Source organism: Pseudomonas sp. B2021, from assembly GCF_018135665.1.
Lineage (GTDB): Bacteria > Pseudomonadota > Gammaproteobacteria > Pseudomonadales > Pseudomonadaceae > Aquipseudomonas > Aquipseudomonas lactis.
Map to the genome: position 1 here is coordinate 1,378,596 of NZ_SMOF01000001.1, position 12,474 is coordinate 1,391,069.

Sequence of the window (12,474 nt, forward strand, 5' to 3'; positions counted from 1 at the left end):
CCCGTGGTAAACGGGTCGACTCGGTATGCTTGCTTGTTTGGCCGCCTTAGCCTGACAACCCTGGAGTGTCTGGTTTGATTGTCTTCCGTTATCTGTCCCGCGAAGTCCTGTTGACCCTGAGTGCCGTGAGTGCGGTGTTGCTGGTCATCATCATGAGTGGTCGTTTCGTCAAGTTCCTGGCCCAAGCCGCCGCTGGCGCCCTGGATCCGGGCTCACTGTTCCTGATCATGGGCTACCGGATGCCCGGCATGCTCCAGTTGATCCTGCCGCTGGGACTGTTCCTCGGCATATTGCTGGCCTATGGCCGGTTGTACCTGGAAAGCGAGATGACTGTGTTGTCGGCCACCGGCATGAGCCAGCAGCGCCTGCTGGCCATGACCATGGTGCCTGCCGCCGGTGTTGCCCTGGTGGTGGCCTGGTTGAGCATGAGCCTGGCGCCCCAGGGGGCCATGCAATTCCAGTTGCTGCTGAACAAGCAGGATGCGATGACTGAGTTCGACACCCTCGAGCCCGGTCGCTTCCAGGCGCTCAGCGACGGTTCGCGGGTGACCTACACCGAAACCATGACCGACGACCGCTCCAACCTCGGCGGCGTGTTCATTTCCCAGAAGAACCTCGGCCAGAACCAGAAAGACCGTGGCATTACCATTCTGGTGGCCGACAGCGGACGCCAGGAAATCCGCCCCGATGGCAACCGCTACCTGATCCTGGAAAACGGCTACCGCTACGACGGCAGCCCTGGCCTGGCGGACTATCGCGCCATCAAGTACGACACCTATGGCGTCATGCTGCCCAAGGCCGAGATCAGTGACGAGGTGACCGACCGCGACGCGCTGCCCACCTCATCGCTCTTCGGCAGCCCGGAATTGCGCTCCATCGCCGAGCTGCAATGGCGCCTTTCCCTGCCGTTGCTGGTATTTATCGTGACCCTGATGGCCGTGCCGCTGTCGCGCGTCAACCCGCGCCAGGGGCGCTTCCTCAAGTTGCTGCCGGCGATCCTGCTGTACATGGCCTACCTGACCATCCTGATTTCCGCCCGTGGTTCCCTGGAGAAGGGCAAGTTGCCGCCGGCCCTGGGCCTGTGGTGGGTACACGGGGTTTTCCTGATGATCGGCCTGGGGCTGCTCTATTGGGAACCTATCCGTTTGAAAATGAAGAGCCGTCGTGGCCTGAAGGAGTTGGCTCGTGGCTAAGCTTGATCGCTACATCGGCATTAGCGTACTGATCGCCATCCTGGCGGTATTGGGCATCATTCTCGGCCTGGCCTTGCTGTTCGCCTTCATTGATGAAGTGGGCAACGTCACCGATACCTACACGGTCACGGACGTGCTGAGCTACGTGGCACTGACCGCGCCGCGTCGCCTCTACGACATGATGCCAATGGCCGCGCTGATTGGCTGCCTGATCGGCCTGGGCACCCTGGCCAGCAACAGCGAACTGACCATCATGCGCGCCGCCGGGGTTTCCATCGGCCGTATCGTCTGGGCGGTCATGAAGCCGATGCTGCTGCTGATGGCGTGCAGCGTGCTGATCGGTGAATACGTCGCGCCACCGGCCGAAGCCACCGCCCAGGCCAATCGCGCCCTGGCCCAGGGTTCGGGCGATGCGCAAAGCGCCAAGCACGGCCTGTGGCACCGCCAGGGTGATGAGTTCATCCACATCAACGCCGTGCAGCCGGGTGGCCTGTTGATCGGGGTAACCCGCTACACCTTCGACAAAGAACGGCACATGTTGTCGTCCAGCTTCGCCAAGCGCGCGCAGTACAGTGGCGAACAATGGCAACTGAGCGACGTCACCACCACGCACTTCCGTAACGTGGGCCAGGGCACCCAGTCCAGCACCGAAGTGGTCAATGTGCCGACTGAGCAGTGGGATATCGCCCTGAAGCCGGAATTGCTCAACACCGTGGTGATGGTACCGGAAGCGCTGCCTATCTCCGGTTTATGGAGCTATATCCACTATCTCAAGGAGCAGGGTTTGAACAATGGCCGCTACTGGCTGGCGTTCTGGGTGAAAGTCTTGCAACCGGTGGTTACCGCTGCGTTGGTGTTGATGGCGATCTCCTTCATTTTCGGGCCGTTGCGTTCCGTGACCCTGGGCCAGCGGGTATTTACCGGTGTGCTGGTGGGTTTCACCTTCCGCATCGCCCAGGACTTGCTGGGGCCGTCGAGCCTGGTATTCGGTTTTTCGCCGCTGTTTGCGGTACTGGTGCCAACAGCTATTTGTGCTGTGGCCGGGTTCTGGCTGCTGCGTCGGGCCGGTTGAAGCCGCTTGCATAATGCCCCTCCCTGTAGGAGCGAGCTTGCTCGCGAAAATCTACGAAACGCCGCGTTTATCCAGGATAAGCGCGTTATCGTTGGCGATTTTCGCGAGCAAGCTCGCTCCTACAGTAATAAGCCCCGTGGAAACGGGGCTTTTTTGTATTGGTCAGCAAAGATGACGTCTGGCCTGAGCATCAGGTACAATTCCCGGCTATTTTTCAGCGGGCAATCTGCCTGCAGCCTTTTTGAGTGTTGATCCGTGAGTGATTTGAGTCATATCCGCAATTTCTCCATCATCGCCCACATTGACCATGGCAAGTCGACGCTGGCCGATCGATTTATCCAGATGTGCGGCGGCCTTGCCGAGCGTGAAATGGAAGCCCAGGTACTGGATTCCATGGACCTCGAACGCGAGCGCGGGATCACCATCAAGGCCCACAGCGTCACGCTGTACTACAAGGCCAAAGACGGCATCACTTACCAACTGAACTTCATTGACACCCCAGGCCACGTTGACTTCACCTACGAAGTCAGCCGTTCGCTGGCGGCCTGTGAAGGTGCGTTGCTGGTGGTCGATGCCGGCCAGGGCGTCGAGGCGCAGTCGGTTGCCAACTGCTACACCGCGATCGAGCAGGGCCTGGAAGTCATGCCCGTGCTCAACAAGATCGACCTGCCCCAGGCCGAGCCTGAGCGCGTCAAGGAAGAGATCGAGAAGATCATCGGCATCGACGCTACCGACGCCGTCACCTGCAGCGCCAAGACCGGCCTGGGTGTCGACGAAGTGCTCGAACGCCTGGTGCACACCATTCCCGCGCCGACCGGCAACTACGAAGATCCGCTGCAAGCGTTGATCATCGACTCCTGGTTCGACAACTACCTGGGCGTTGTTTCCCTGGTACGCGTGCGCCATGGCCGTGTGAAGAAGGGCGACAAGATCCTGGTCAAGTCCACCGGCAAGATCCACCTGGTGGACAGCGTCGGTGTATTCAACCCCAAGCACACTGCCACCGTTGATCTGAAAGCCGGTGAAGTAGGCTTCATCATCGCCGGTATCAAGGACATTCACGGTGCGCCAGTGGGTGATACCCTGACCCTGAGCTCCACGCCAGACGTCGACGTGCTGCCCGGCTTCAAGCGCATCCAGCCACAGGTCTACGCCGGCCTGTTCCCGGTCAGCTCCGATGACTTCGAAGATTTCCGCGAAGCCCTGCAAAAACTGACCCTCAACGACTCGTCGTTGCAGTACACCCCGGAAAGCTCCGACGCCCTGGGCTTCGGTTTCCGTTGCGGGTTCCTGGGCATGCTGCACATGGAGATCATCCAGGAGCGCCTTGAGCGCGAATACGACCTGGACCTGATCACCACCGCACCCACCGTTATTTTCGAGTTGCTGCTCAAAACCGGTGAAACGATTTACGTCGACAACCCCTCCAAGCTCCCGGACCTGTCGGCCATTGAAGACATGCGCGAGCCGATCGTGCGGGCCAATATCCTGGTACCGCAGGAACACTTGGGCAACGTCATTACCCTGTGCATCGAAAAGCGTGGCGTGCAGCGCGACATGCTGTTTCTCGGTACCCAGGTACAAGTGACCTACGATATGCCGATGAACGAAGTGGTCCTGGACTTCTTCGACCGTCTCAAGTCCACCAGTCGCGGCTATGCTTCGCTGGACTACCATTTCGATCGTTACCAATCGGCTAATCTGGTGAAACTGGATGTGCTGATCAACGGCGACAAGGTAGATGCCCTGGCACTGATCGTGCACAAGGACAACGCGCACTACAAAGGTCGCCAACTGACCGAGAAGATGAAAGAACTGATTCCGCGCCAGATGTTCGACGTCGCGATCCAGGCCGCCATTGGCGGGCAGATCATTGCACGGACCTCCGTCAAGGCTCTCAGAAAGAACGTACTGGCCAAATGCTACGGCGGTGACGTAAGCCGTAAGCGCAAGCTGCTTGAGAAGCAAAAGGCCGGTAAAAAACGCATGAAGCAAGTAGGCAACGTGGAAGTTCCACAAGAAGCCTTCCTTGCGGTGCTCAGGTTGGATAGTTAGGTCCTATGTCACTAAATTTCCCGCTGTTGCTGGTCATTGCCGTTGCCGTCTGTGGTCTCCTGGCGTTGCTCGATCTGGTGTTCTTCGCCCCGCGACGTCGGGCGGCCATCGCTTCCTATCAGGGCAGCGTCAGCCAGCCCGATGCGGTGGTGGTCGAAAAGCTGAACAAAGAGCCCTTGCTGGTTGAGTACGGCAAGTCGTTCTTTCCGGTGTTGTTCATCGTGCTGGTGCTGCGCTCGTTTCTGGTAGAGCCGTTCCAGATCCCTTCGGGGTCGATGAAACCGACCCTGGACGTGGGCGACTTCATCCTGGTGAACAAGTTTTCCTACGGCATTCGTCTGCCGGTGATCGACAAGAAAGTCATCCCCGTGGGTGACCCGCAGCGCGGCGATGTGATGGTGTTCCGCTACCCAAGCGACCCGAACGTCAACTACATCAAGCGTGTGGTCGGCCTGCCGGGCGACGTGGTGCGCTACACCAGTGACAAGCGCCTGTTCATCAACGGTGAGTCGGTGGCCGAGAAGCTGCTGGGCGCCGAGCCGAACACCCTGGGCAGCGCCGAGCTGTACCAGGAAAAACTCGGCGCGGTGGAGCACCAAATCCGCAAGGAAATGAGCCGCTACCGTGCGATGCCGGATGGCCAGTGGAAAGTGCCTGCCGGGCACTACTTCATGATGGGCGACAACCGCGACAACTCCAACGACAGCCGCTACTGGGATGACCCCAACATTCCCAAAGACCTGCTGGGCATGGTGCCCGACGAAAACATTGTCGGCAAAGCCTTCGCGGTCTGGATGAGTTGGCCGGAACCCAAGCTCAGCCACCTGCCGAACTTCTCGCGGGTCGGGCTGATCAAGTAATACAAGCGGCGCTGTGAACACAGCGCCGAATGCTTTTCTGGGGCTTGGACATTTTCCGATGCCCGGTACCCATCAGGATTTGAATTTGAACACTGCGTCAATCGTCGATGGCCGCCGGTGCCATCAACTAGATATGGATAAACCGTGACCGTTTCTCTAAGTCGTCTCGAGCGTCAGCTCGGCTACACCTTCAAGGACCAGGAATTGATGGTCCTTGCCCTCACACACCGCAGCTTTGCAGGGCGCAATAACGAGCGCCTGGAATTCCTCGGTGACGCTATCCTCAATTTCGCCGCCGGCGAGGCGCTGTTCGAGCGTTTCCCCCAAGCGCGAGAAGGCCAGCTTTCACGCCTGCGCGCACGCCTTGTAAAAGGCGAGACCCTGGCCGTGCTGGCCCGAGGCTTCGGCCTGGGCGAGTACCTGCGGCTGGGTTCCGGCGAGTTGAAAAGCGGCGGTTTCCGTCGCGAGTCAATCCTGGCTGATGCCCTGGAAGCCTTGATCGGTGCGATCTACCTTGATGCAGGCATGGAGACGGCCAAGGAGCGCGTGGTCGCCTGGCTGGCCTCGGAAATCGAAAGCCTGACGCTGGTCGATACCAACAAGGATCCCAAGACCCGCCTGCAAGAGTACTTGCAGTCCCGCGGTTGCGAACTGCCACGCTACGAAGTGGTGGATATCCAGGGCGAGCCCCATTGCCGGGTGTTCTTCGTGGAATGTGAAATCACCTTATTGAACGAAAAAAGCCGAGGTCAGGGTGTGAGCCGTCGTATTGCCGAACAGGTAGCGGCCGCTGCAGCACTGATTGCCCTGGGCGTGGAGAATGGCCATGACTGATTCAACCGCAACACGCTGTGGCTATGTTGCCATCGTCGGCCGCCCGAACGTGGGCAAGTCCACGCTGCTCAACCACATTCTCGGCCAGAAGCTCGCGATCACCTCGCGCAAGCCCCAGACCACCCGCCACAACATGCTGGGCATCAAGACCGAAGGCCACGTGCAAGCGGTGTATGTCGATACCCCAGGTATGCACAAAGGTGGCGAGAAAGCCCTGAACCGCTACATGAACAAGACCGCCTCGGCCGCGTTGAAAGACGTCGACGTGGTGATCTTTGTAGTCGACCGCACCAAGTGGACCGACGAAGACCAGATGGTCCTCGAGCGTGTGCAATACGTGACCGGCCCGTTGATCGTCGCGCTGAACAAGACCGACCGTATCGAAGACAAAGCCGAGCTGATGCCACACCTGAGCTGGCTGCAGGAGCAACTGCCGAACGCCCAGATCATCCCGATCTCGGCCCAGCACGGTCATAACCTGGAAGCCCTGGAGCGCGTGATCGCCGAGCACCTGCCGGAGAACGAGCACTTCTTCCCGGAAGACCAGATCACCGACCGCAGCAGCCGCTTCCTCGCCGCCGAACTGGTCCGCGAGAAAATCATGCGCCAGATGGGCGCCGAGCTGCCGTACCAGATCACCGTCGAAATCGAAGAGTTCAAGCAGCAGGGCAAGACCTTGCATATCCATGCGCTGATCCTCGTCGAACGTGACGGCCAGAAGAAAATCATCATTGGCGACAAGGGCGAGCGTATCAAGCGTATCGGTACCGAAGCGCGCAAGGACATGGAGCTGCTGTTCGACTCCAAGATCATGCTCAACCTGTGGGTGAAGGTTAAGGGTGGCTGGTCCGATGATGAGCGTGCGTTGCGCTCCCTGGGCTATGGCGACCTGTAACGGGTCTCGAACACACTGCAAAACCTTGTGGGAGCGGGCGTGCCCGCGATGAGGATGTAACATTCAGCAGAGATGTTGACTGTGACGCCGCCATCGCGGGCAAGCCCGCTCCCACATTGGATCGACGCTGTTTCACGTTCTGCGAGAGAGCCTCATGTCCGCCTCCCCCCCCAGCCAACCCGCCTACGTCCTGCACAGCCGCGCCTACCGCGAAACCAGCGCGCTGGTGGACTTCCTCACGCCCCAAGGCCGCCTGCGCGCCGTCTTGCGCAGCGCGCGCGGTAAGGCGGGCACGTTGGCGCGGCCGTTCGTGGCGCTGGACGTGGAGTTTCGCGGCAAGGGCGAGCTGAAAAACGTCGGCCGCCTGGAAAGCGTCGGCACCTCGGCCTGGCTGAATGGCGATGCGCTGTTCAGCGGCCTTTACCTCAATGAACTGCTGATTCGCCTGTTGCCCGCCGAAGACCCGCACCCCGCGGTCTTCGATCACTACGCTGCCACCTTGCTTGCCCTCGCTGAGGGCCGCCCCCTGGAACCGCTGCTACGCGCCTTCGAATGGCGCTTGCTCGACGACCTTGGCTACGGCTTCGAACTGGCCAACGACCTGCACGGCGAGCCCATCGCCGCCGATGGCATGTATCGCCTGCAGGTCGATGCCGGGCTTGAACGTGTGTACCTGCTGCAGCCCGGCCTGTTTCAGGGCACCGAACTGCTGGCCATGAGCGAAGCCGACTGGCACGCTCCCGGTGCGCTGTCTGCTGCCAAGCGCCTGATGCGCCAGGCCCTGGCCGTGCATCTGGGCGGGCGGCCACTGGTCAGTCGCGAGTTGTTTCGAAAGCCCTGACATCCCCGTGTATGCTGTGCACCGATTCTTTCCCTTTTCAGGAGCGCTTCCGTGACCACCAGCAATCGCATTCTTCTTGGCGTCAACATCGACCACGTCGCCACCCTGCGCCAGGCCCGGGGCACCCGTTACCCTGACCCGGTCAAGGCCGCGCTGGACGCCGAAGAAGCGGGTGCCGACGGCATCACCGTGCACCTGCGCGAAGACCGCCGCCACATCCAGGAGCGCGACGTGCTGCTGCTCAAGGACGTGCTGCAAACCCGCATGAACTTCGAAATGGGCGTCACTGAAGAAATGATGGCGTTCGCCGAGCGCATCCGCCCGGCGCATATCTGCCTGGTACCGGAAACCCGCCAGGAGTTGACCACCGAAGGCGGCCTCGACGTCGCCGGCCAGGAAGCACGGATCAAGGCTGCGGTGGAGCGCCTGTCGCGGATCGGCAGTGAAGTCTCGCTGTTTATCGACGCCGACGAACGCCAGATCGAAGCCTCCCGCCGTGTGGGTGCGCCGGCCATCGAACTGCACACCGGTCGCTACGCCGATGCCACCACGCCGACCGAAGTGGCCGACGAACTGCAACGCATCATCGACGGCGTGAACTGCGGGCTCAACGAAGGCTTGATCGTCAATGCCGGCCATGGCTTGCATTACCACAACGTCGAGGCCGTGGCCGCAATCAAAGGTATCAACGAGCTGAACATCGGCCATGCCCTGGTGGCCCACGCGTTGTTCGTCGGTTTCAAAGGCGCGGTGGCCGAGATGAAAGCCCTGATCCTGGCCGCTGCCAAACATTAATAAACAATGAAGATCAATGTGGGAGCTGGCTTGCCTGCGATAGCGGAGTGTCAGTTGACGCATTCGTAGCAGGCCCACCGCGATCGCAGGCAAGCCAGCTCCCACAGGATGAGCCGTCGTGTTTTTGGCATGCGGCAATGCGAAGCCTTACTGTTTAGCCGACGCAGGTGTATCGTATCAGCCCTTTGCGGGCCCTTGGCCTGCGGCAGATACGCGAGGTTGTTGTGTCCCGATCCTTTTCCCGTCGACAAATCCTGGGTGGTCTTGCTGGCCTGGCCGTAGTAGGCGTCGGTGCCGGCGGTGGCTACCGCTACTGGCTGGGGAAAGTCGCTGAGTCCGAGGCCGGGCACGATTACGAGTTGATCGCCGCGCCCCTGGACGTAGAGTTGGTGCCGGGGCACAAGACTCAGGCCTGGGCGTTCGGCCCTTCGGCGCCAGGCACCGAGTTGCGGGTGCGCCAGGGCGAATGGCTGCGGGTGCGCTTTATCAATCATCTGCCAGTCGCCACTACGATCCACTGGCACGGCATCCGCCTGCCGCTGGAAATGGACGGCGTGCCCTACGTCTCGCAATTACCGGTGCTGCCTGGCGAATACTTCGACTACAAATTCCGCGTGCCCGATGCCGGCAGTTACTGGTATCACCCCCATGTCAGCAGCAGCGAAGAACTTGGCCGTGGCCTGGTCGGCCCGTTGATCGTGGAAGAGCGCGAACCCACCGGCTTCAAGTACGAACGCACCTTGAGCCTAAAGAACTGGCACATCGACGAAGAGGGCGAGTTTGTCGAATTCAGCATCCCCCGTGAAGCAGCGCGTGGCGGCACGGCCGGGCGCCTCTCCACCATCAACGGCGTGCCCCAGGCGGTGATCGAGCTGCCGGCTGGGCAAATCACCCGCGTGCGCCTGCTCAACCTCGATAACACCCTGACTTATCGTCTCAATATTCCTGGCGTCGAAGCGCAGATCTACGCCCTGGACGGCAACCCCATCGAGCCGCGCCCGCTGGGCAAGGAATATTGGCTGGGCCCGGGCATGCGCATTTGCCTGGCGATCAAGGCGCCGCCGGCGGGCGAAGAGCTGTCGCTGCGCAACGGCCCGGTGCGCCTTGGCACCTTCCGCTCGGTCGCCAATACCGACGCGCCTACCGCATGGCCGCCGGCATTGCCGGCCAACCCGGTTGCCGAGCCAGACTTGGCCAATGCCGAGAAGCTCAACTTTAATTTCGAATGGGTCGGCTCGGTGTCGGTCAATGTCGAAAACGGCAAGCCGCCGAGCCTGTGGCAGATCAACGGCCAGGCCTGGGACATCACCGACAAGACCTGCGCCGACCGCCCGATTGCCAAGCTGGAAAAGGGCAAGAGCTACATTTTCGAATTGAAGAACATGACCCAGTACCAGCACCCGATCCACCTGCACGGCATGAGCTTCAAGGTGCTCGCGTCCAACCGCCACAAGGTGATCCCGTATTTCACCGACACCTACCTGCTGGGCAAGAACGAACGCGCCCGCGTGGCCTTGGTGGCGGATAACCCCGGGGTGTGGATGTTCCATTGCCATGTGATCGACCACATGGAAACCGGCCTGATGGCCGCCATCGAGGTGGCGTGATGCGCCAGATTCGCCCCGCCGCGATTATCGACCGCAGCCGCGACCAGGACTTTATGCGCGAAGCCCTGGCGCTCGCCGCTCAAGGCGCTGCATTGGGCGAAGTGCCGGTGGGTGCCGTGCTGGTGCAGGACGGTGAAATCATCGGCCGCGGGTTCAACTGCCCCATCAGCGGCAACGACCCCAGTGCCCATGCCGAAATGGTCGCGATCCGCGCCGCTGCGCAAGCGATCAGCAACTATCGGCTGGTGGGCAGCACGCTGTACGTGACGCTGGAACCGTGCAGCATGTGCGCGGGTTTGATCGTGCATTCGCGGATTGCGCGGGTGGTGTATGGCGCGCTGGAGCCGAAGGCGGGCATCGTGCAAAGCCAGGGGCAGTTTTTTACCCAGGGTTTTCTTAACCATCGGGTGTTGTTTGAAGGCGGGGTATTGGCCGAGGAGTGTGGGGCTGTCTTGAGCGAGTTCTTCAAAGCCCGACGAGCTAAACCGTGATGATCGTTCCCACGCTCTGCGTGGGAACGCAGCACAGGACGCTCTGCGTCCCAAAGCGTGACGCAGAGCGTCACAAGAGGCATTCCCACGCAGAGCGTGGGAACGATCATAGTGGTGTTATTTGCGAGCGATAATCACCGCCCGCATCGGCGCCGGCAGCCCTTCAATGGTCTTGCTGTGATCCTCAGGATCCAGAAAATCACTCAGCGACTGATACTTCATCCACTGCGTCCCACGCTGTTCCTCAACCGTGGTCACGCTCACATCCACGCACCGCACATCACTGAAACCGGCCCGGCGCAGCCATAGCATCAACGCCGGCACCGACGGCAGGAACCACACGTTGCGCATCTGGGCGTAACGGTCTTCCGGCACCAGCACTTGCTGTTGATCGCCCTCCACCACCAATGTTTCCAACACCAGCTCGCCGCCCTTGACCAGGGTGTCTTTCAACGCCAGCAAATGCTCGATGGGCGAGCGGCGGTGGTAGAACACGCCCATGGAAAATACGGTGTCAAAGCCTTCCAGGTTCGCCGGCAAGTCTTCGAACGGGAACGGCAGGTGCCAGGCTTTGGGCTCAGCCAGGTAGCGCTGCACCGCCTGGAACTGGCAGAAGAACAACCAGTTGGGGTCCACGCCAATCACGCTGTCGGCCCCGGCGCCGAGCATGCGCCACATGTAGTAGCCGTTGCCGCAGCCCACATCGAGGATGCGCTTGCCTTTGAGGTTCAGGTGCGGCGCGACCCGCGACCACTTCCAGTCCGAACGCCACTCGGTGTCCACATGCACGCCGAACAGATGGAACGGGCCTTTGCGCCAAGGGCTCAGGCCCATCAAGGCGGTGTGCATTTGCTCACGGGTGGCGTCGTCGCAATCGGTGTCCAGCACCAGGCCGTTGAGCAGGTCGACTTCACTGGGCTGGATCTTCGGCAGTGCATCCAACGCACTCTGCCAGCGCTCCAGGTCGCCATGACCCTTTTCCATCTTGCTATCGAGCTGCGCTTGCAGGCCCTGGGCCCACACGGCCAGGGGAGTGCCGACCAGGTGGCGGGCGAGGGGGGACAAATCAATCATGGCAAGGCAATCAACGAGGCAAAGTTAAGACACTGGAACCACGGCACGACTTTCGAGAACCCGGCCGCCAGCAGGCGTTCGCGGTGTTCTTCGAGGCTGTCGGGCTTCATGACGTTTTCGATGGCGCTGCGCTTCTGGGCGATTTCCAGTTCGCTGTAGCCGTTGGCGCGCTTGAAGGCGATATGCAGGTCGGTCAGCAGCGCGTGTTCTTCAACATCGTTAAAGCGCAGCTTTTCCGACAGGATCAACGCCCCGCCCGGCAGCAGCGCCTGGCGAATGCGCCCCAGCAACGCCAGGCGCTCCTTTGGGGCGATAAATTGCAGGGTGAAGTTTAGCGCCACCACCGAGGCGGGCTTGAATTGCAAGGCGAGGATATCGCCCTCGATCACCTCCACGGGCAGCAACTCCTGGAACATCGAATCCTGGCCATTGAGGTATTCGCGGCAGCGCTCGACCATCGCGGCGGAGTTATCCACGGCGATCACCCGGCAACCCTCGGTGCGTACATGGCGGCGCAGGGCTTGGGTCACGGCACCCAGGGAAGAGCCCAGGTCATACAGCACGCTGTGGGGCTGGGCAAATTGCGCGGCCAGCACGCCGAGGTTTTCGACGATTGTGGGGTAACCCGGCACCGAGCGCTTGATCATGTCCGGGAACACCCGCACCACATCCTCGTTAAAGGCGAAGTCCGGCACCTGGGGCAGGGGCTGGGCGAATAGGCGATCGGGTTCTTTGCTCACGGCTGTTCCGGCGACGA

At 61.0% G+C, this 12,474-nt stretch carries 12 protein-coding genes; 10 read left to right on the top strand and 2 right to left on the bottom strand.

All coding sequences use genetic code 11. The features are described 5' to 3' along the window. Positions 1-74: 74 nt before the first annotated feature. The 10 genes from lptF to tadA all read left to right on the top strand — a co-directional run bounded on the left by lptF (position 75) and on the right by tadA (position 10,643). Entirely contained in the window at positions 75-1,193 is a 1,119-nt protein-coding gene (gene lptF, locus E1K68_RS06150) for an LPS export ABC transporter permease LptF (protein WP_003188848.1), read from the top strand. Continuing rightward, positions 1,186-2,265 (top strand): LPS export ABC transporter permease LptG, encoded by a 1,080-nt coding sequence (lptG, locus tag E1K68_RS06155; protein WP_003188851.1) that lies wholly within the window; start codon positions 1,186-1,188, stop codon positions 2,263-2,265. The genes lptF and lptG overlap by 8 nt, the downstream gene beginning before the upstream one ends. 255 nt (positions 2,266-2,520) lie before the next feature. Further along, entirely contained in the window at positions 2,521-4,320 is a 1,800-nt protein-coding gene (lepA, locus tag E1K68_RS06160) for a translation elongation factor 4 (protein WP_003188853.1), read from the top strand. 5 nt (positions 4,321-4,325) lie between these two features. Continuing rightward, the gene (gene lepB / locus E1K68_RS06165) at positions 4,326-5,180 is read left to right on the top strand and encodes a signal peptidase I (protein ID WP_003188855.1); all 855 of its coding nucleotides are present in this window, start codon (positions 4,326-4,328) and stop codon (positions 5,178-5,180) included. Positions 5,181-5,324: 144 nt separating this feature from the next. Continuing rightward, the gene (gene rnc, locus E1K68_RS06170) at positions 5,325-6,014 is read left to right on the top strand and encodes a ribonuclease III (RefSeq protein WP_003188856.1); all 690 of its coding nucleotides are present in this window, start codon (positions 5,325-5,327) and stop codon (positions 6,012-6,014) included. Further along, positions 6,007-6,909, top strand: a complete 903-nt coding sequence (era, locus tag E1K68_RS06175; protein ID WP_003188857.1) for a GTPase Era — start codon at positions 6,007-6,009, stop codon at positions 6,907-6,909. Before rnc ends, era begins: the two co-directional genes overlap by 8 nt. Before the next feature lie 154 nt (positions 6,910-7,063). Then, on the top strand, positions 7,064-7,750 hold the full coding sequence (recO, locus tag E1K68_RS06180) for a DNA repair protein RecO (RefSeq protein WP_003188859.1): 687 nt from the start codon (positions 7,064-7,066) through the stop codon (positions 7,748-7,750). 51 nt (positions 7,751-7,801) lie between these two features. Then, positions 7,802-8,545, top strand: coding sequence for a pyridoxine 5'-phosphate synthase (gene pdxJ, locus E1K68_RS06185; RefSeq protein ID WP_003188860.1), 744 nt, complete (start codon positions 7,802-7,804; stop codon positions 8,543-8,545). 224 nt (positions 8,546-8,769) lie between these two features. Next, a complete protein-coding gene (locus E1K68_RS06190) occupies positions 8,770-10,152 on the top strand; it encodes a multicopper oxidase family protein (RefSeq protein ID WP_003188861.1) in 1,383 nt (460 codons plus the stop codon). Continuing rightward, a complete protein-coding gene (tadA, locus tag E1K68_RS06195; protein WP_003188863.1) occupies positions 10,152-10,643 on the top strand; it encodes a tRNA adenosine(34) deaminase TadA in 492 nt (163 codons plus the stop codon). The genes E1K68_RS06190 and tadA overlap by 1 nt, the downstream gene beginning before the upstream one ends. 117 nt (positions 10,644-10,760) lie before the next feature. Here the strand turns inward: tadA and cmoB are convergent, their stop codons facing one another. Then, positions 10,761-11,717, bottom strand: coding sequence for a tRNA 5-methoxyuridine(34)/uridine 5-oxyacetic acid(34) synthase CmoB (gene cmoB / locus E1K68_RS06200; RefSeq protein WP_212613874.1), 957 nt, complete (start codon positions 11,715-11,717; stop codon positions 10,761-10,763). Further along, complete coding sequence (gene cmoA, locus E1K68_RS06205; RefSeq protein ID WP_120248712.1) at positions 11,714-12,457, bottom strand: carboxy-S-adenosyl-L-methionine synthase CmoA; 744 nt, start codon at positions 12,455-12,457, stop codon at positions 11,714-11,716. Before cmoA ends, cmoB begins: the two co-directional genes overlap by 4 nt. Positions 12,458-12,474: the final 17 nt, after the last annotated feature.

Excerpts from the sequence above, each read along its gene's own strand:
- lepB (WP_003188855.1), top strand. The coding sequence starts at position 4,326 with ATGTCACTAAATTTCCCGCTGTTGCTGGTCATTGCCGTTGCCGTCTGT.
- era (WP_003188857.1), top strand. The coding sequence starts at position 6,007 with ATGACTGATTCAACCGCAACACGCTGTGGCTATGTTGCCATCGTCGGC.
- recO (WP_003188859.1), top strand. The coding sequence starts at position 7,064 with ATGTCCGCCTCCCCCCCCAGCCAACCCGCCTACGTCCTGCACAGCCGC.
- tadA (WP_003188863.1), top strand. The coding sequence starts at position 10,152 with ATGCGCCAGATTCGCCCCGCCGCGATTATCGACCGCAGCCGCGACCAG.
- cmoB (WP_212613874.1), bottom strand. The coding sequence starts at position 11,717 with ATGATTGATTTGTCCCCCCTCGCCCGCCACCTGGTCGGCACTCCCCTG.